The sequence below is a fragment of the Lapillicoccus sp. genome (genome assembly GCF_039935575.1).
Classification (GTDB): domain Bacteria; phylum Actinomycetota; class Actinomycetes; order Actinomycetales; family Dermatophilaceae; genus Lapillicoccus.
The window spans coordinates 1-18068 of record NZ_JBDTKA010000011.1 but is presented as its reverse complement, the minus strand read 5'-3'; the positions used below and the strand labels follow the sequence as shown (position 1 = coordinate 18068).

Here is an 18068-nt window from a genome sequence, read left to right as displayed (position 1 = left end):
AGTGTCGGCTCCATCATCGTGGATAGCGATCGAAGGCGAGACGCGAGTGACGACCTGGCGTCGAAGATCGGGCAGGAGCTCTGACGTGGCTGGACAGTCGGTCGGTGACGAAGCGGTCAGGCAGGCCACGCTCGACGACCGGGTGGCCAGTCTCGCGCACCTGTTCCGGTCCCGGGTCGCGGCATCCGGTCCTCGGGTGGCGTTCCAGCACCTGGTTCCCGGCGCAGCCGACGGCACCAACGGCGGCGACCGCGTGAGCGAGCGGCTCGTCTCACTCACCTGGGACGAGACCCGGACACGGGTGGACGCCTGGGCCGCCGGGCTGGTCGCGCTCGGTGTCGGGGTGGAGGACCGGGTCGCCATCGCCTCGACGACCCGGCTGGAGTGGGCGCTCGCGGACCTCGCCGTCGTGTGTGCGGGGGCCGCCACCACGACGATCTATCCGACGATGCTCGACGCGGATGTCGCCTACATCGTGGCGGACTCCGGAAGCCGAGTCGTCTTTGCGGAGAACGATGCTCAAGTCGAAAAGCTGCGTGCCCACCGCGACGAGCTTCCGGAAGTGCTGCGGGTGGTCACGTTCGACGGAACCAGCCAGTCGTCGGACGGGCCTGACGGGTGGGTGGTCTCGGTCGACCGGCTAGCCGAGCTGGGGCGGACGTTGCTCGCGGAACAGCCGCGTGTGCTCGACGAGCGCATCGACTCGCTCACTCCGCTGCACCTGGCGACGGTCATCTACACCTCCGGCACCACCGGCCGGCCCAAGGGCGTCCTGCTGACGCACGACGCGCTGGTCTACGAAGGAGCTTCGGTCGACTCCGTCTCGCTGCTAAATGAGGACGACCTGCAGTTCCTCTGGCTGCCGCTGTCACACGTGTTCGGCAAGGTGCTCCTCGTGCTCCCGTTGCAGATCGGTTTCGCCACCGCGATCGACGGGCGGATCGACCGGATCGTCGACAACCTGGCCGTGATCCGCCCGACCTTCATGGGGGCGGCACCACGGATCTTCGAGAAGGCGTATGCCCGGATCGCGATGATGTTCGCCCACGAGACGGGCGGCAAGAAGAAGCTCATCGACTGGGCCCTCGGTGTGGGAGCGGAGGTCGCGTCCCGGCGCGAGCGCGGAGAGTCGACCGGCAGGGTGCTTGCGGCCCAGCACGCCGTCGCCGACCGGTTGGTGCTGAGCAAGGTGCGGGAACGTTTCGGCGGGCGGGTCAAGTTCTTCATCTCGGGCTCGGCGGCGCTCAACCCCGATGTGGCGCGCTGGTTCTCGTCGGTGGGGCTGCTCATCATCGAGGGCTACGGCCTGACCGAGTCCAGCGCCGCCACCTGCGTCAACCGGCCACGTCCCGGCTGCTACTCGTTCGGGTCCGTGGGGTGGCCGATGCCCGGCACCGAGGTCACGGTGGCCAACGACGGGGAGCTGCTCGTACGCGGTCCCGGCGTGATGCGGGGCTACCACCAGATGCAGGAGGCCTCGGCGGACGCGCTCAGCGAGGACGGGTGGCTGCATACCGGCGACATCGGCAGCATCGACGAGCGGGGGTTCGTGCGGGTCACCGATCGCAAGAAGGACCTGTTCAAGACGTCGGGTGGCAAGTACATCGCGCCGTCGGCCATCGAGTCCTCGTTCAAGGGGATCTGCCCTTATGTCAGCCAGTTCGTGGTCGTCGGTGAGGGGCGCAACTTCGCCAGCGCCCTGGTGACGCTCGACCCGGAGGCAACCACCGGCTGGGCAGCGAGGAACGGCATGACAGGGCAGGCGTATGCCGACATCGCCACCTCCGACGGCGTCCGGGCGATGATGCAGGGCTATGTCGACGAGCTGAACTCCGGGCTCAACCGGTGGGAGACGATCAAGAAGTTCACGATCCTCGACCACGATCTCAGCGTTGAGGACGGCGAGATCACTCCGAGCCTGAAAGTCCGACGCAAGGTCGTCACGGACCGATACCAGGAACAGGTCGAGGACCTGTATCGGTGACGAGCGGCACGAACACATAGGACCCCAGCACCTCGGGCCGCACGCCCCGACGCACTCTCAGCAGCCGCCCGCCGACCGGCAGCACCATCGTCCCGTCGGCCGTGAGCTGGTCGAGGAGGGCGACCGGCACCGTCTCCCCCTGCGCGGAGACCAGGATCCGGTCGAACGGTGCGTCCGGCGGCCAGCCCAGGATGTCCGGGTCGGCCTGCTCGACACGGGCCCACGCCATGCCAGACGCCTGGACTGCCGCCCGACCCCGCAGGGTCAGCTCGGGGACGAGCTCGACACCGACCACCAGCCCACTCGGACCCACCAGGCGGGCCTGCAGGACCGTGGTCCATCCCGACCCGCTCCCCACATCGAGCACGCGGTCTCCGACGCGGACCTGGAGCGCAGTGAGCATCGCCCGAACCGTCGACGGCTGGCTGTTGGTCTGGCCGAAGCCGATCGGGAGCGCCCGGTCGAGTGAGGCATACCCCTGTTGTTCGGGCGGGAGGTACCCGCCGCGGGGCGTCGCGCTCATTGCCTCGTCGACGGTCATGGCAGCGCCGTGCCGGTCCACCCCTCCGATTATGCAGTCGGTGCCCGAGCTGCGGAGCACCTACCATGGCCCGATGCCGCCTACGACCACTGCTGGCTCGTCCGTCTGGGGCGACCTCGAGCCGCTGCTCGAGCGGGTGAGCAAGCCGATCCAGTATGTCGGGGGTGAGCTCAACTCCACGACCAAGGACTGGGACTGCGGGGGTTTCACGCCAGACGGCCTGGAGCGCACCGTGCGGTGGGTGCTGATGTACCCCGACGCGTACGAGGTCGGCCTGCCCAACCAGGGCGTGATGATCCTCTACGAGGTTCTCAACGAACGCCCCGACACGCTCGCCGAGCGGACGTATGCGGTATGGCCCGACCTCGAGGCGCTCATGCGGGGGACGGGAGTGCCCCAGTTCACCGTCGACGGTCACCGGAACGTTCGCGACTTCGACGTCCTGGGTGTGTCGTTCTCGACGGAGCTCGGCTACACCAACCTGTTGACGGCACTCGACCTCGCGCGAATCCCGTTGCACAGCAGGGATCGCGCCGACGACGATCCGATCGTGCTCGCGGGTGGGCACGCCGCGTTCAACCCCGAGCCGATCTCGGACTTCATCGACGCGGCCGTGGTGGGTGATGGTGAGCAAGCCGTCCTGACCATCACTGACATCATCACGGACTGGAAGGCGCAAGGACAGCCGGGCGGCCGTCACGAGCTGCTGCTCCGGTTGTCGCGGACCGGGGGCGTCTACGTGCCGGCCCTCTACGACGTGGACTACCTGCCCGACGGCCGGATCAAGCGGGTGGCCCCGAAACCCGGTCTGCAAGGCGTCCCGTGGCGCGTGTCGAAGCACACTGTCATGGACCTGGACGCCTGGCCCTACCCGAAGCAGCCGCTCGTCCCGCTCGCCGAGTCGGTCCACGAGCGGATGTCCGTGGAGATCTTTCGCGGCTGCACCCGCGGCTGCCGGTTCTGCCAGGCCGGGATGATCACCCGCCCGGTCCGCGAGCGCTCGATCACCGGAATCGGTGAGATGGTCGAGAGAGGTCTGGCGGCAACAGGTTTCGAGGAGGTGGGGCTTCTCTCCCTCTCGTCGGCCGACCACTCGGAGATCGCTGCGGTGACCAAGGGTCTCGCCGACCGCTACGAGGGGACGCAGACCGGGCTCTCACTGCCGTCGACCCGCGTCGACGCCTTCAACATCGACCTCGCCAACGAGCTCACCCGCAACGGGCGCCGCTCCGGGCTCACCTTCGCCCCCGAAGGCGGCTCCGAGCGAATCCGCAAGGTCATCAACAAGATGGTGACCGAGGAGGACCTCATCACAACGGTCGCCGCGGCATACGGAGCCGGTTGGCGTCAGGTCAAGCTGTACTTCATGTGCGGGCTCCCGACTGAGACCGACGAGGACGTCCTACAGATCGCGGACCTCGCGAAGCGGGTCATCGAGACCGGGCGCCGCGTCTCCGGCCGGCGGGACATCCGGTGCACCGTTTCCGTCGGTGGCTTCGTGCCCAAGCCGCACACGCCGTTCCAGTGGTGCGCCCAGCTCGGCGCCGAGGAGACCGACGCGCGACTCGCCAAGCTGCGCGAGGCGATCCGGACTGACCGGCGGTATGCGTCGGCCATCGGCTTCCGTTACCACGACGGCCAGCCAGGGATCATCGAGGGCCTGCTGTCGCGGGGCGACCGTCGGGTGGGCAAGGTCATCGAGGCGGTCTGGCGGGCGGGAGGCCGGTTCGACGGGTGGAGCGAGCACTTCGACTTCACTCGGTGGATGGAACAGGCGGGGCAGGCGCTCGCCGACGAGCCCGTGGACGTGTCCTGGTACACCACGCGGGAGCGGGACCAGTCAGAGGTGCTGCCCTGGGACCACCTGGACTCCGGCCTCGACAAGGAGTGGCTCTGGGAGGACTGGCAGGACGCTCTCGACGAGACCGAGGTGGAGGACTGCCGATGGACGCCGTGCTTCGACTGTGGCGTCTGCCCTCAGCTGGGCACCGAGATCGAGATCGGACCCACGGGCAAGACGTTGCTCCCGCTCACCGTCCTGGGTGCCGGTCGTGACAAGCTCGCTGAGCTGCCAGGCAGCTGACTTCCCGGGTGTAGCGAGGCGCGTTCGACCTCGCGGCCTATGATTCGCCGGTGCGAGACGAGGTGGACTCCGTCCTGTGCCTGCGTCGGGCACGGGACCTCATGGACCGCGAGTTCACCGACGATGAGCTGAGCTTGGATCGCATCGCCGCGGCGGCGTTCATGTCGAAGTCCCACTTCGTTCGTCGGTTCACCGAGTTGTTCGGCACCACTCCCGGTGCCTATCTAGGGCAGCGACGCATCGAGCGGGCGCAAGACCTGCTGCGCTTTGCGAACCTGACCGTCACCGAGGTCTGCCACACGGTGGGGTTTGTCTCGCTCGGCTCGTTCTCTTCGACGTTCACCGAACGCGTCGGAGTATCTCCGTCGGAGTTCCAGCGGCGTTGGCGCGCTCGTGACCAGCCCCGTGTGCCCGGGTGCGTGATCCTCATGTGGGGGCTACAACGCTGTCCGAAGGTCGATAGCTGAGCAACACAGGAGAAGCAGTCCTCGCTGTTGCCTACGTATCGTTGCGAGGTGATCACCAACGTAGGCATCGTGAATGTGTTCGTCCAGGACCAGCAGCAGGCGCTGGAGTTCTACCTCGATGTGCTCGGGTTCGAGGTGCGCGATGACGTCGTGCTGGACGGCGGCTTCCGCTGGTGCGCCATCGGCCTGGCCAGCCAACCCGAGCTGCTGCTCAGTCTCGTCGAGTTCGGCCCACCCCTGCCCGACGACCTGGTGGTGCAGCTGCGGGCCGCACAGCGCGCCGGCGGGTGGCGCGGCCTCGGTTTCACTGTCGACGACTGCAAGCGCACCTATCGTGAACTGGCTGCCAAAGGGGTGGAGTTCGTCCAGGAGCCGCAACAACGCCCGTATGGAACTGAGGCCGTGTGCCGTGACAACTCCGGCAACTGGATCGTTCTCATCGACTCCGTCCAGCGCGGTGGAAGAGAAGCACGGTGATGGCCTCGCCCGCTGAGATGTCCTCGATACGATCAGTGGCCAGCATCGTCATCCCGGTCGCCGACCAAGACCTCGCTCTCACCTTCTACCGCGACACGCTCGGCCTCGAGCTGCGCGCCGATTTTGCTCCCGGCGCGGGCTTCCGCTGGATCGAGGTAGCTCCGCCGGGGTCGGTCACAACAATGGCATTGGCCCTTCCGCGAGGCGGTATGTGGCGCACAGTCGGCGGAGACACCAACCTCAGCCTGGCCTGCGACGACGTAACAGCCCTACACGGCCGGTTGCGCGAGTGTGGGATCGACGTCGACGAGCACATCACCGAGATCCCCGGCGGTGTGCCGCCGATGTTCCGTTTCCGTGACCCGTTCGGCAACATCCTGCAGGTTGTCCAGCGGGATCGCCGGGCGACAGCGAGGCCGACGACGGGTTCGGCGCAGCCGAGGTCACCCTCCTGACGGGTGCTCCATCCACCACTCGCCAAACTCGTGGCACTCGCCCTCGTCGGTCAGCCGGACGAGCCAGAGGTTGCTGAAGCTCGCCCGAGGATATCGGGTTGTCCCCGTGACGACGGCCAGGTCGTCGCAGATGCTGACGACGGTCCACTCGAACTCTGTCTCACCCGGCTCGTCGCGGATGGCCAGCCAGCGCTCGACGATCTCAGTCCGACCCTGCCAGGACGGCTGGTAGGGCGCTGGTGAGTAGGTCGCGGTCTGGGTGAAGAGGGCGCCGATGTCTTGGGGGTCGTTGGTGTTCCACGCGGTCACGTAGCGAGTCACCCAGGAGTCGGCGTCTGCAGCAGTGGGCATGACCACCGTTCTACCCCTCGTCGACGATGTGACGCAGGTAACGCTGCGGGGCGTCGAGGAAACGTTGGTAGTGGTCGACGACGTCGAGGTCCTCCCAGCGGGTCTCCCGGATCCCGGTGTCGTCCAGCTGCAGGATCGTCGTCCCCGGCAAGGCCGCCAGCACGGGCGAGTGGGTCGCCAGCAGCACCTGCCTGCCAGGTTGGCTGGTCAGCGCGTGCAGCGACCCCACGAGGGCCAGCTGGGCGGTGAACGACAGGCCGGCCTCGGGCTCGTCGAGGACGAAGAGGCCCTTGCCGTCGAAGCGTTCGGTGCCCAGCATTGCGAGGAACGACTCCCCGTGGCTCAGCGCGTGGAAGTCCGGCTCCGGGCGGTCACCGGGGTTGTCGTGCAGATAGGTGAACAGCCCATGGGTCGTCTCGGCCCGCAGGAAGTACCCCCAGCGGGATGCTCCGGCCCCACGAACGAGCGCGATCGCGTCGTGCAGCGGCGACTCGCTGGCATACGTGGAGTGGCGCGCGCCCGTGGAACCGCCCTCCCGTGACAGCCCGTACGCGATCGCGATCGCCTCGACGAGGGTGGACTTGCCCGCCCCGTTCTCCCCGACGAGGACCGTCGACCGGCCGAGGTCCAGCCCCCGGTCGAGCAGCTGGGCGATCGGGGCAAGGGTCAGCGGCCACCGGTCCGCGGGCAGCGAGGCGCCCTCTCGGCGCACGATGCGGCGTACCGGCAGGGGGTCCATCCAGCTCGAAGCCCTGCCTACCGCCATGCGCAGGAGAGTACGGGGCGAGGGCTGAGGGCGCGGTCCCCGGATCTGAGGGCGCCGCCCGATGCCGGGACCGCCGTTGCTTTCCTCACGTCAGCAGACCTCCGCTTTGGTGGTCTGCTGACTTGCACCTTTGCCGACGACCACGGATGCTCGGCGGGTGAGAGTTCTGGTGACTGGTGCGACGGGGTATGTGGGTTCCCGCCTGATCCCCGAGCTGCTCTCGCGCGGTCACGACGTCGCGGCGACGTTTCATCGGGATCCTCGACCGGCCTACCCGTGGGACCGAGACGTCGCCTGGCGCAGGGTGAACGTCCTGGACCTTCGCGACGTGGTCACCGCCGCCGGCGGCGTTGATGCCGTCGTCTACCTCGTCCACGGGCTGGAGGAGGCGGACTTCAAGGCGACGGACCGCGAGGCCGCCGAGAACATGCGCGACGCTCTCGATCACGCCGGGGTCAAACGGGTCGTCTACCTGTCGGGGATCATCCCCGACATCCCTCGCGGGGACCTCTCCGAGCATCTGGACTCCCGCCTGGAGGTGGAGGAGATCCTCGCCGGGTCGCACGCGTCGGCGTTGTCCCTGCGCGCCGCGATCATCATCGGGTCGGGGTCGACGAGCTTCGAGATCGTCCGGCAGATCAGCGAGAACCTCCCCCTCGTGCAGACGATCCCCAGCTGGATGCGCCACACGACGGTTCAACCTGTCGCGATCGCCGACGCCGTCTACTACCTCGCCCAGGCGGTCGAGCAACCCGAGGTCACCGGTCACATCGACATAGCCGGACCGGACCGACTGACCTATCCAGAGCTGCTGTCCCTGTATGCGGAGGTCGCCGGCCTGCGCCGGGTCCAGCTGCCGATCCCGGGGCTGCCGGCAGACGTGGTCGGCATCGTGGCCGGTCAGCTCACGGACGTCGACACCGGGACGGTCGAGTCGCTGATGTCGAGCCTGCGCGACGACATGGTCGCGCAGGGCGAGGCGCGAACTCAGCTCGGAGACCCCGACCGGGCGACGCTGGGTGCGCGCCAGGCCATCGTCCGGGCACGGCAGATCTTCGGTATGGCGCCGGACGGGGCAGCCGTCGGCGGAGACCCGGCCGCGCCCTCCGCCGGAGACCCTGCCTGGTCGAGGACCTGACGGGCGGACCCGCCGACGGCTGCCCTGCCGGCTCAGACCGGGTGGCCGACGTGCGCCAGCGCCTGACGCAGCAACACACCATGACCGCCGCTCATGTCTCCTACGGCGGCGAGAGCAGCTGCTTCGTCGGGGGTGAGCCAGGCGAGGTCGAGCGCATCCTGCTGGGGAGAGCAGTCCCCGAGCACCGGCACGACGAACGCCAGGGCAACCGCGTGCTGTCGCGGGTCGTGGAACGGCGTCACCCCCGGCGTGGGGAAGTACTCGGCGATCGTGAAAGGTTGCGGCGACACCGGGATCCGCGGCATCGCCAGCGGGCCGAGGTCGCTCTCGATGTGCCGTAGCAGCGCGTCACGGATCCGCTCGTGGTAGAGCACCCGCCCCGACACCAGCTCGCGGTCGACCGTCCCCTCGGCGGACGCCCGCAGCAGCAGCCCGATCTGCGTGACCACGCCACGGTCGTCCACGCGTACAGGCACGGCCTCGACGTAGACGATCGGCAGCCGCTCCCGGGCGTCACGCAGCTCCTCGCGGCTGAGCCAGCCTCCGCGCGTCTCGGTCTCGGTCATGTCGTCGTTTCTACCAGCCGCCCGGTATGCCGGTGCCCGCCGGCCCGGGTTCGGCACCGAACTCAGACGTCTGTGGGTTACAGCAGCTCAGGGCCCCGATAACCGAGGAACACGTGAGCCCGGTCCACAAGGATGCGAGTCTGGTGGTCGAGGACGTGAGCTCGGTGGTCGAGGACGTGAGTCCGGTGGGGAGGGGCCCGGTCAGAGCACCTTGCCGGGGTTCATGATCCCCAGCGGGTCGAAGACTGCCTTGAGCGCGCGTTGCCGGGCGAGCTCGGGCTCACCGAGCTCGCGGGCCAGCCAGTGTTTCTTCAGCGTTCCGACGCCGTGCTCTCCGGTGATGGTCCCGCCCATGTCCAGAGCCAGGACGACGAGGTCCCCGAACGCGTCCTGGGCCTGGTGCTGGCTGTCCGGATCGCCTTGAGTGAAGAAGAAGCACGGGTGGACGTTCCCGTCACCGGCGTGCCCCGAGAGGGTGATGTCGACGCCGCGCCGAGCGCTGATCTCCTCGCCGGCCCGGATCAGGTCGGCGAGCCGGGCGACCGGAACGCACAGGTCCTCGGTGAAGTGCGGTCCCTTGACCTCCAACGCCGTGTGCAGGGCCCGCCGGCCCGCCAGCAGGGCGTCGGACTCCTGTGCGTCGTCACCGACGGCGACGTCCGTGGCACCTGCGTCGTCGAGCAGTGAGGCATACCGCTGCACGTCCTCGGAGGTGTGTCCGGGGCGGTCGGAGGAGACGATCAGCGCGGCCGCGCAGTCACCGGGGAAACCGTAGTCAGCCATCTGCTGGATCGCGGAGATGCTTGCGGCGTCGAGCAGCTCGAGCAGGCTGGGTCCGAAACGGTCGCGTCGGAGGGCGAGGATCCCGGCTGTCGCAGCGTCCAGGGAGTCGAATGTCGCCAGCACCGTCAGCGCGGGGTCCGGGGCTGACACGAGGCGTACGACCGCCGACGTCACCACACCGAGCAGCCCCTCGGACCCGACAAACAACCCGGTCAGGTCGAACCCGGCAACACCCTTGGCGGTCCGCCGTCCGGTCCGGATCACCTCGCCGCCCGGCAAGACCACCTCGAGGCCGCGCACGTAGTCAGCGGTCACGCCGTACTTGACGCAGCACAGGCCGCCGGCGTTGGTCGCGATGTTGCCACCGATGGTGCTCGTCGCCGAAGACGCCGGGTCCGGGGGGTAGGCCAACCCCACGGCCGCCGCCGCCTTCTTGAGGTCGGCGTTGACGACACCGGGCTGGACCACGGCGAATCGCTCCAGCTCGTCCAGCTCGGTGATCTCGTCGAGCGCCTCGACGTTGAGCACGATGCACCCCTCGCTCGCCGTCGACCCGCCGGCGAGCGAGGTCCGAGCGCCCTGGGGCACCACCGGGATGCGCTGCTCCTGAGCGTGCCGGAGCACCTCCACGACGTCGGCCCGGTCGCGGGCGCGGACCACGCTGTATGCGTCCGGTGCCGTCGAGCCCAGCGAGGCGTCGATGGCGTATGCGGCGGCAATGTCGCGGTCGGTGACCACGGCTCGCGGGCTCAGCCCGGCCGGGGCGTTACCCGTGCGGGTGGCGCTCGAGCTCATTCCTCCACTGTATGCGCGTGCCCTAGACTTACGCGCACAGGCGTTTGAGCCGTCATCAGCGGCGAGCCTCCGGAAGAACCGGCCCACGCGCATACCGGCGGGCCTCAGTAGAACCGGACGGGTGGGCCCGTCAACGCCTTCGGCAAGAGCGGTCGTGCGTCGTCCCGGGTCACCGGTGGAGGTGCGGCAAGCGGGGTGGCACCGCGGTGCCGCCGGGAGTCCCCGGCGACGTCGTCCTCGTGAGACGAGCAGCACGCCCATCACCCGCAGGAGCCCCGACCGCCATGGCCTATCCGCACGTCACCTCCAGCCCGCGCTTCCCGCAGATCGAGGAGCGGGTGCTGCAGTTCTGGGACGAGGACGGGACCTTTGTCGCGTCGGTGGAGAACCGGGAAGCCGGGGAGAACGGCTCCAACGAGTTCGTGTTCTACGACGGTCCGCCGTTCGCGAACGGCTTGCCGCACTACGGCCACCTGCTCACCGGCTACGTCAAGGACATCGTCCCGCGATATCAGACGATGCGCGGTCGTCGCGTCGAGCGCCGGTTCGGCTGGGACACCCACGGTCTGCCCGCGGAGCTGGAGGCGATGAGCCAGCTGGGGATCAAGACCAAGGAGGAGATCCTCGAGCTCGGCATCGACAAGTTCAACGACGCCTGCCGCCAGTCCGTGCTGCGCTACACCGGCGACTGGCGCGCCTACGTCACCCGGCAGGCGCGGTGGGTCGACTTCGACCACGACTACAAGACGCTCGAGCCCGGCTACATGGAGTCGGTGATCTGGGCGTTCAAGCAGCTCTATGACAAGGGTCTGGTCTACGAGGGCTATCGCGTGCTGCCCTACTGCTGGAACGACCAGACCCCTCTGTCCAACCACGAGCTACGGATGGACGACGACGTCTACCAGGTCCGCCAGGACCCGGCCGTCACGGTGGGGCTGCGGTTGGAGACGGGCGAGCTAGCCCTAGTCTGGACCACGACGCCGTGGACGCTCCCGGCGAACCTCGGGATCATGGTCGGACCGGACATCGACTATGTGGTCGTCGAGTCGGACGTCACCGGCACCGTCGAGCGCTACGTCATCGGTGCGGCCAGGTTGGCGACTTATGCCAAGGACCTCTTCGGGCCGGACGTCGAGGTGGCCTCGCTCGACGCCCGGGTCGTCGAGCGACTCAAGGGCGCCGACCTGCTCGGACGAAGGTTCACCCCCCCGTTCGACTACTACCTCGGCCACGAACGCGCACACCGCGTCTTCTCGGCGGACTTCGTCACCACCGAGGACGGCACCGGGCTGGTCCATACCGCCGGTGCGTTCGGTGAGGAGGACAAGGTCGTCACCGATGCGGCCGGGATCGAGCCGGTCATGCCAGTCGGTGCCGACGGGCGGTTCACCTACCCCGTCACCGAGTACGAGGCGATGCTCGTCTTCGACGCCAACGCGCCGATCATCGACCACCTCAAGGCGCGAACCAGGGGAGAGGGGGAGACCGGTGCCACGACGGCGGGGACCGTCCTGCTGCGGCGCGAGAGCTACGCGCACTCCTACCCGCATTGCTGGCGGTGCCGCGAACCCTTGATCTACATGGCGGTCTCGAGCTGGTTCGTCGAGGTCACCAAGATCAAGGAGCGGATGCTCGAGCTCAACGAGCAGATCTCGTGGACCCCTGACCACATCAAGCACGGGCAGTTCGGCAAGTGGCTCGCCAACGCCCGCGACTGGTCGATCACGCGAAACCGGTTCTGGGGCAGTCCTGTTCCGGTGTGGAAGTCGGACGACCCCCAATACCCGCGCATCGATGTTTACGGGTCCTTCGCGGAGCTGGAGCGCGACTTCGGCGTCGAGGTCACCGACCTGCACCGGCCTCATGTCGACCGCCTCACGCGGCCGAACCCCGACGACCCGACGGGCCGCTCGACCATGCGTCGCGTCGAGGACGTGCTCGACGTGTGGTTCGACTCGGGGTCGATGTCGTTCGCCCAGGTGCACTACCCGTTCGAGAACCGCGACTGGTTCGAGCACCATTTCCCGGGCGACTTCATCGTCGAGTACATCGGGCAGACCCGGGGCTGGTTTTACACGTTGCACATCCTCGCGACCGCGTTGTTCGACCGACCGGCGTTCTCCTCGTGCGTCTCTCACGGGATCGTCCTCGGCTCCGACGGCGAGAAGATGAGCAAGTCGCTGCGCAACTACCCGGACGTGTCCGAGGTGTTCGACCGCGACGGCGCCGACGCGATGCGCTGGTTCCTCATGTCCTCGCCGATCTTGCGGGGGGGCAACCTGATCGTCACCGAGCAGGGGATCCGCGACGGCGTCCGTCAGGTGATGATCCCGCTGTGGCAGGCCTGGTCGTTCTTCTCGTTGTATGCCAACGCTGCTCGTTCCGGTGAGGGTTACCGTGCGCAGTGGTCCACCTCGTCCACGGACGTGCTGGACCGCTATCTTTTCGCGAAGCTGCACGACTTCACCCAGACCATGACGGACCAGCTCGACGCATACGAGATCGCGAACGCCTGCGACACCATGCGCGGGTTCCTTGACGTGCTGACGAACTGGTATATCCGCCGTTCCCGGGACCGCTTCTGGGGCGGTGAGGACGCGTCTGCGCAAGCGGCGTTCGACACGCTCTACACGACCCTGGAGACCGTCTGCCGCGTGGTCGCCCCGCTGCTACCCCTCACCAGCGAGGAGATCTGGCGTGGCCTCACGGGGGAGCGTTCGGTGCACCTGACCGACTGGCCAGCTGCTGCTGAGCTGCCCGCCGACCCCACACTGGTCGACTCGATGGACCGTGCCCGGGAGGTCTGCTCGACGACCTCGGCATTGCGCAAGGCGGCCAAGCTGCGGGCCCGACTGCCGTTGGCGTCGTTGACCGTCGTGAGCGCCAACCCGAGCGGGCTCGAGGCCTTTGTGGCTGTCGTCCAGGACGAGGTCAACGTCAAAGATGTGCGCGTCGTCGACCTTGCTCGGGCTAGTGAGGCGGACTTCGGTGTGACGCAACGGCTCACCGTCAACGCCCGGGCTGCCGGGCCGCGCCTTGGCCGCGACGTGCAGGTGGCCATCCGTGGCTCGAAGTCCGGCGACTGGTCCTTGGCGCAGGACGGGACGGTCACTGCGGGTGGGCTGGCACTGGAGGACGGCGAGTTCTCCGTGGACACGGTGGTGGACCAGGCCTCGGGAACTGCGTCGCGCGCTGTCGCCATGCTCCCGGGTGGGGGGTTCGTCGTCCTCGACACCGACGTCACGCCGGAGCTGGCTCGCGAGGGCCTGGCGAACGACCTCGTCCGCGCGGTGCAGCAGGGGCGCCGGGAGACCGGGTTGCACGTGAGCGACCGGATCTCGTTGACCATCACCGGGGATGACGAGGTCTACGACGCGACGATGGCGCACCGTGACCATATCGTCAGCGAGACCTTGGCCACCCAGTTCGGATCCTCGCCCCGGCTCGACGATCTCGCTCTCGGTGACGGGGTTTCGGTCGCCACCGTCGGGGACGGCAGCGTCGCACGGATCATGGTCGTGAAACGGTGACGGCACACACGTTGGTGGCGCACGAGGAAGAGGATCGATGACCGACCGGCCGAGCGGACTGAGCACACCGGATCCCGATATCATCGGGCGACTTCTCGAGGTCGAGGGCGAGATCCTCGCGCGCACGCCCGAGACGACGATCGACCCGTCGCTCGAAAGCGTGCAGTGGGTGATGGATCTCCTGGGTGACCCACAGCGCGCCTACCCGGTCATCCATCTGACGGGGACCAACGGCAAGACGTCGGCGACTCGGATGATCGACTCACTGTTACGCGCCATGGGACTGAACACCGGTCGGTTCACCTCACCGCACCTCCACTCGTTCCGTGAGCGGATTGCCGTCGGCGGCGACCCGATCTCGCCGGAGCGCCTGATCGAGGTCTACGAGGAGGTGCTCCCTGTGGTGCAGCTCGTCGACCGACGATCCGAGGAGCAGGGCGGCAGCCGGCTCAACTTCTTCATGATGTCGGTCGTTCTTGCCTATGCGGCCTTCGCCGACGCTCCCGTCGACGTCGCCGTCGTGGAGGTCGGCCTGGGGGGTGCGTGGGACGCCACCAACGTTGCCGACGGTCAGGTGGCGGTCATCACTCCCGTCGCCGTCGACCATGTGCGGCTGCTCGGTTCGACCGTCGAGCAGATCGCTCTCGAGAAGTCGGGGATCATCAAGCCCGGCGCGATCGCGGTCTCGTCAGTCCAGGAACGTGACGTCGCCGAGATCCTCGTCGAACGTGCCGAATCTGTGGGCGCACGATTGGTTTTCGAGTCGGACGACTTCGGTGTCACGTCTCGGGAGGTGGCTGTCGGGGGACAGTTGCTCTCGTTCCGGGGCCTCGCCGGTGACTACCCCGGGGTGTTCCTGCCCCTGCACGGAGAACATCAGGCCAGCAACGCCGCGACCGCGCTTGCGGCCGTGGAAGCGTTCGTCGGCGGAGGTGAGCAGCGCCTCGACCTCGAGGTCGTCAGGGAGGGCTTCGCCCAGGTCACCTCGCCGGGACGGCTCGAGGTGGTCCGACGCTCACCGACGGTGCTCGTCGACGCCGCGCACAACCCAGCCGGTATGCGTGCGCTCGCCGCTGCGGTCGAGGACGCCTTCTCGTTCACCCGCCTGGTCGGCGTGGTCGCGATCTTCGGCGACAAGGAGCCGGCCGCGATGCTGGAGATCCTCGAACCGGTCCTCGACTCCGTCGTCGTCACCCGCAACAGCTCACCACGGTCCATCCCACCGTCGGATCTGGCGGTGATCGCTCGAGAGATCTTTGGTGAGGAGCGCGTGCACGAAGCCGCTCACCTGCCGGACGCGTTGGACCTCGCAGCCGGGCTCTCCGACGAGGGCGGCATGGGGAGCGCCGTCCTGGTCACCGGCTCGGTCGTCACGGCTGCGGAGGCACGTCTCCTGTTGGGCGCCAACGACACCTGACCGCCGGTCAACGCGGGCCGAGACCGATGGCGCCGTCGATCAGCTCACGCGCGATGTCCAGGTGTCCAGGTGTCCAGGTGTGCGGGCGGTCTCTTCGACGAGGTGCAGCACCACCGATCGCAGGTCACGGACCTCGTCGGGACCCTCCTGACTATGTGGGCGGGCGAGCGATCTGGACAGGGGCTGCGTTGGCTGGTCGGCCGCGTCGGTGTTGTCGGGCCAGGGCAGTGGTTCGGCAGACCCGACGACGACATACTGGAACCAGAATCGCTCGGCATGCCCGAGATGCTCGACGAGCCCCAGCGGCGACCACCCCGAGGGGGCGACCACCGTCCCGAGCCGGTGCTCGTCCAGGTCGTGGACGATGGCCTGCACACTCGTCCGCTGAGCGGTGAGGAAGGAGCGCAGAGCTGCTCTCTCAGCGGTCGTCACGAAGTGGTCGAGGGAGGTGGTGCGGTACAAGGATGGCTCCTGAGGTGAGGCGACATGCATACGACGAGTGACTGTTGACGTGATCGACACCGATGAGCCAAGGGCGAGACGGGACATACCCTTTCCTCATGGCGCGTACCTCTCTCCCGTTCTACGGGACTACGGGGAAGTTCACTTGGCGGATGGGTGCCACCGTGCTGGGCGGACAGTCGGTGATCGTGTTGTTCGGTGCCCTTGTCGCACGCGGGATCGCCGCGTCCCGGGGGGAACCGGCTGCGTCGACATACCTGTTGGTGGGGACGGGCCTCGCGGTGCTGTGCATCCTCGCCGCAGGGATGATGCGCCGGCCCTATGGCGTCACACTCGGCTGGCTGATCCAGGTTGCGACCTTCCTGTGTGCGTTCGTGCTCTCAGCCATGCTCTTTGTGGGCATCATCTTTTCGGTGTTGTGGGTGGTCTGCCTGTGGCAAGGCGTCAAGATCGACGCCACCGATGCGGCCCGCGCTGCCGAGGCAGGCTCGTCTTCGGGGGCCTGACCGAACGGAAGCGGCGACTACTGGCGGTGCGACGATATTCGCATGCCGAATCCTCCTGCTACCGCTCTGGCGTTGCGTGATGGTCATCGTGAGGAGCTGACCCGGCTGACAGCGAGTTGACGCCGCTCGGGGCAGAGACGCCTTCGATACCGAGTACGGCTAGTAGTGGCGTGAGTGAGTTTCCCTCGCCGACTAGGGCCGGTGCGTTCGCAGCTGGAGACATGCCGATTCGGTTATGCCACCAGACCGGCATCCCAACGCCGCCCGCTCCAATGAGGTCGAACCGTGAGCCAGCAACAAAGAGCACCCGGTGAGCGGGCAGACCCAGTTCGTCGAGCGCCAGCTGGTACGCGGCTGCTCGGGGCTTGTATACACCGGCCCGCTCGGCGGTCACCACAGTCGAAAAGTTGACGTGAATCTGTGCTGCCGCCGTGTACCCCAAGCGTTCCGAGCAGTTAGTGACCGCGCCAACAGGACGATCGCGAGCGATCTTTGCCAGCACGACCGGCGCCTCGGGCCATGGCTCAAGGTCGGTCCAGTGGGCGGCGAGATCATTCGCCAAATCTCGGCTCAGACCCACGTTCTCGGCAGCCTGAGCGACAATCTCTTCATAGGGAGCGTAGTCACCTTGGCCATAGGTGAGCTCCAGGTATTCGTGGCGCCAGATCATGCCGGCCTCTTCGTCGCCGGCGACAGCGTTCCACACTTTCCAAGAGTCGAGCACGGCGGTGAGAAGGTCGAACAGGACGGCATCGTAGGAACCGTGTCTCGAATTTTGGGTCATGGGACTCACTTTCTCGGGTCGGTATTGAAATGATCTACCGGTTGGCATTCTCAAGGACTTGGTCGGTGGTCTTGGTCCAAACGAAGGGGTGGCAGCGGTCGCTCCAGCCGTTAAGAATTGGGTCAGCATGTGCGGCAGCGGTTTTCGCCCGATCGTTGCCGAGGCTCTACCGGCGTCGGTTATGCGCGTCCGTATGGCTTCAGACCCGTCTATCGCGAATGTTGTCGACGACGCTGGAGACGGCGCGGGACGCGTTGACACACTGTCGGCGTTGTGGCAGGCCTCGTAGGAGCCACCGACCGACCCCCGCCATGACAACCGTTTGATCGCCGGCAACTTGGACGGGCCGGGCGGCGTGGCAACGGGATTCGGGTTCGCTGATCGGGGGGGGTTGTCGGTGGTCGGTTGTAGGTTTTGGGTATGCCTTCAGACCCGACCGTGCCGCGTGTGGCCCACCGTCGTGCTGCGGTTGCTGCGGCGCGGGAGGCGTTGACGGGGTTGGCTTCAGTGTTGTGGCAGGCCCAAGGCGCCGACCTCGGTCGGGTGTTCCGGGAGGTCGACGACCTGTCCCGGGCGGTGGAGGCGGCCCGGGTCGCGGTCCTGGCCGAGGCGGTGGACCGCGGCGAGACGTCCACGTCGGCGGTGTCGATGGGGTCGGCGGGAGTGGGGTGGGTGTGCGAGCATGCGCCGACGTTGGCGGCCAATGGTGGCGCGGCCCGGCTGTTCCGGGTGGTCACCGATACGATGACGGCCAGCAGGGGTGCGACAGATGCGGGAACGACGCAACCGCACCCGCTGAGAGCGGCGCTGGTCGACGGGCGGGTGCAGGTGTCGAACGCGGCGGTCTGTCTGAACGAGATGGCCCGCCTACACCCCCAGCTGACGCCGGCCGCGGTGCCGGCGGTGTGGGACGCCTATCTGACGTTGGCGATGGTGGCCGGGCCGGGCGAGATCCGCGGGCTG

The 18068-nt window shown here is 67.8% G+C and carries 16 protein-coding genes and 1 pseudogene; 10 read left to right on the top strand and 7 right to left on the bottom strand.

The window, feature by feature from the left end; all coding sequences use genetic code 11:
- The first annotated feature begins 85 nt into the window (after positions 1–85).
- Positions 86–1984 carry a long-chain fatty acid--CoA ligase gene (locus tag ABI385_RS01470; RefSeq protein ID WP_348101956.1) on the top strand — a complete coding sequence of 633 codons (1899 nt, stop codon included), beginning with the start codon at positions 86–88 and terminating at the stop codon, positions 1982–1984.
- On the opposite strand, the gene ABI385_RS01465 is transcribed toward ABI385_RS01470, so the two are convergent.
- Positions 1941–2546, bottom strand: coding sequence for a methyltransferase domain-containing protein (locus tag ABI385_RS01465; protein WP_348101955.1), 606 nt, complete (start codon positions 2544–2546; stop codon positions 1941–1943). The two genes, ABI385_RS01470 and ABI385_RS01465, sit on opposite strands and share 44 nt — an antisense overlap.
- A 52-nt stretch (positions 2547–2598) precedes the next feature.
- On the opposite strand from ABI385_RS01465, the gene ABI385_RS01460 reads away from it, so the two are divergent.
- The 4 genes from ABI385_RS01460 to ABI385_RS01445 are packed head-to-tail and all read left to right on the top strand — an operon-like array spanning position 2599 to position 6007.
- The gene (locus ABI385_RS01460; RefSeq protein WP_348101954.1) at positions 2599–4608 is read left to right on the top strand and encodes a TIGR03960 family B12-binding radical SAM protein; all 2010 of its coding nucleotides are present in this window, start codon (positions 2599–2601) and stop codon (positions 4606–4608) included.
- Positions 4609–4658: 50 nt separating this feature from the next.
- Positions 4659–5075, top strand: a complete 417-nt coding sequence (locus ABI385_RS01455) for a helix-turn-helix transcriptional regulator (protein ID WP_348101953.1) — start codon at positions 4659–4661, stop codon at positions 5073–5075.
- A 48-nt stretch (positions 5076–5123) separates the two neighbouring features.
- Complete coding sequence (locus ABI385_RS01450; RefSeq protein WP_348101952.1) at positions 5124–5552, top strand: VOC family protein; 429 nt, start codon at positions 5124–5126, stop codon at positions 5550–5552.
- Between the two features lie 35 nt (positions 5553–5587).
- Positions 5588–6007 (top strand): VOC family protein, encoded by a 420-nt coding sequence (locus ABI385_RS01445; protein ID WP_348101951.1) that lies wholly within the window; start codon positions 5588–5590, stop codon positions 6005–6007.
- On the opposite strand, the gene ABI385_RS01440 is transcribed toward ABI385_RS01445, so the two are convergent.
- Positions 5996–6358, bottom strand: coding sequence for a nuclear transport factor 2 family protein (locus ABI385_RS01440; RefSeq protein ID WP_348101950.1), 363 nt, complete (start codon positions 6356–6358; stop codon positions 5996–5998). The genes ABI385_RS01445 and ABI385_RS01440 overlap by 12 nt on opposite strands.
- 10 nt (positions 6359–6368) lie before the next feature.
- Positions 6369–7124: an AAA family ATPase gene (locus ABI385_RS01435; RefSeq protein WP_348101949.1), complete on the bottom strand. Its 756-nt coding sequence runs from the start codon at positions 7122–7124 to the stop codon at positions 6369–6371.
- A 157-nt stretch (positions 7125–7281) separates the two neighbouring features.
- On the opposite strand from ABI385_RS01435, the gene ABI385_RS01430 reads away from it, so the two are divergent.
- A complete protein-coding gene (locus tag ABI385_RS01430; protein WP_348101948.1) occupies positions 7282–8262 on the top strand; it encodes an NAD(P)H-binding protein in 981 nt (326 codons plus the stop codon).
- 32 nt (positions 8263–8294) lie between these two features.
- On the opposite strand, the gene ABI385_RS01425 is transcribed toward ABI385_RS01430, so the two are convergent.
- Together ABI385_RS01425 and ABI385_RS01420 are read right to left on the bottom strand one after the other, a co-directional pair.
- Positions 8295–8828, bottom strand: a complete 534-nt coding sequence (locus tag ABI385_RS01425) for an NUDIX hydrolase family protein (protein WP_348101947.1) — start codon at positions 8826–8828, stop codon at positions 8295–8297.
- A 201-nt stretch (positions 8829–9029) separates the two neighbouring features.
- The gene (locus ABI385_RS01420) at positions 9030–10406 is read right to left on the bottom strand and encodes an FAD-linked oxidase C-terminal domain-containing protein (protein WP_348101946.1); all 1377 of its coding nucleotides are present in this window, start codon (positions 10404–10406) and stop codon (positions 9030–9032) included.
- Between the two features lie 284 nt (positions 10407–10690).
- On the opposite strand from ABI385_RS01420, the gene ileS reads away from it, so the two are divergent.
- Together ileS and ABI385_RS01410 are read left to right on the top strand one after the other, a co-directional pair.
- The gene (gene ileS, locus ABI385_RS01415; RefSeq protein WP_348101945.1) at positions 10691–13936 is read left to right on the top strand and encodes an isoleucine--tRNA ligase; all 3246 of its coding nucleotides are present in this window, start codon (positions 10691–10693) and stop codon (positions 13934–13936) included.
- Positions 13937–13973: 37 nt separating this feature from the next.
- Positions 13974–15353, top strand: a complete 1380-nt coding sequence (locus ABI385_RS01410; RefSeq protein WP_348101944.1) for a folylpolyglutamate synthase/dihydrofolate synthase family protein — start codon at positions 13974–13976, stop codon at positions 15351–15353.
- Between the two features lie 39 nt (positions 15354–15392).
- Here the strand turns inward: ABI385_RS01410 and ABI385_RS01405 are convergent, their stop codons facing one another.
- A complete protein-coding gene (locus tag ABI385_RS01405; RefSeq protein WP_348101943.1) occupies positions 15393–15815 on the bottom strand; it encodes a DUF664 domain-containing protein in 423 nt (140 codons plus the stop codon).
- A gap of 98 nt (positions 15816–15913) precedes the next feature.
- On the opposite strand from ABI385_RS01405, the gene ABI385_RS01400 reads away from it, so the two are divergent.
- Positions 15914–16321 carry a DUF4233 domain-containing protein gene (locus ABI385_RS01400; protein WP_348101942.1) on the top strand — a complete coding sequence of 136 codons (408 nt, stop codon included), beginning with the start codon at positions 15914–15916 and terminating at the stop codon, positions 16319–16321.
- Between the two features lie 58 nt (positions 16322–16379).
- On the opposite strand, the gene ABI385_RS01395 is transcribed toward ABI385_RS01400, so the two are convergent.
- Entirely contained in the window at positions 16380–17105 is a 726-nt protein-coding gene (locus ABI385_RS01395; protein WP_348101941.1) for an HAD-IA family hydrolase, read from the bottom strand.
- 420 nt (positions 17106–17525) lie between these two features.
- Between ABI385_RS01395 and ABI385_RS01390 the strand changes: the two are divergent.
- Positions 17526–18068 (top strand): annotated as a pseudogene (locus tag ABI385_RS01390) (hypothetical protein); the annotation flags it as partial.

What these genes read in the sequence shown, in the direction of transcription:
- ABI385_RS01460 (WP_348101954.1), top strand. Translation starts at nt 2,599, where the DNA reads ATGCCGCCTACGACCACTGCTGGCTCGTCCGTCTGGGGCGACCTCGAG.
- ABI385_RS01440 (WP_348101950.1), bottom strand. Translation starts at nt 6,358, where the DNA reads ATGCCCACTGCTGCAGACGCCGACTCCTGGGTGACTCGCTACGTGACC.
- ABI385_RS01435 (WP_348101949.1), bottom strand. Translation starts at nt 7,124, where the DNA reads ATGGCGGTAGGCAGGGCTTCGAGCTGGATGGACCCCCTGCCGGTACGC.
- ABI385_RS01425 (WP_348101947.1), bottom strand. Translation starts at nt 8,828, where the DNA reads ATGACCGAGACCGAGACGCGCGGAGGCTGGCTCAGCCGCGAGGAGCTG.
- ABI385_RS01420 (WP_348101946.1), bottom strand. Translation starts at nt 10,406, where the DNA reads ATGAGCTCGAGCGCCACCCGCACGGGTAACGCCCCGGCCGGGCTGAGC.
- ileS (WP_348101945.1), top strand. Translation starts at nt 10,691, where the DNA reads ATGGCCTATCCGCACGTCACCTCCAGCCCGCGCTTCCCGCAGATCGAG.
- ABI385_RS01410 (WP_348101944.1), top strand. Translation starts at nt 13,974, where the DNA reads ATGACCGACCGGCCGAGCGGACTGAGCACACCGGATCCCGATATCATC.
- ABI385_RS01400 (WP_348101942.1), top strand. Translation starts at nt 15,914, where the DNA reads ATGGCGCGTACCTCTCTCCCGTTCTACGGGACTACGGGGAAGTTCACT.
- ABI385_RS01395 (WP_348101941.1), bottom strand. Translation starts at nt 17,105, where the DNA reads ATGACCCAAAATTCGAGACACGGTTCCTACGATGCCGTCCTGTTCGAC.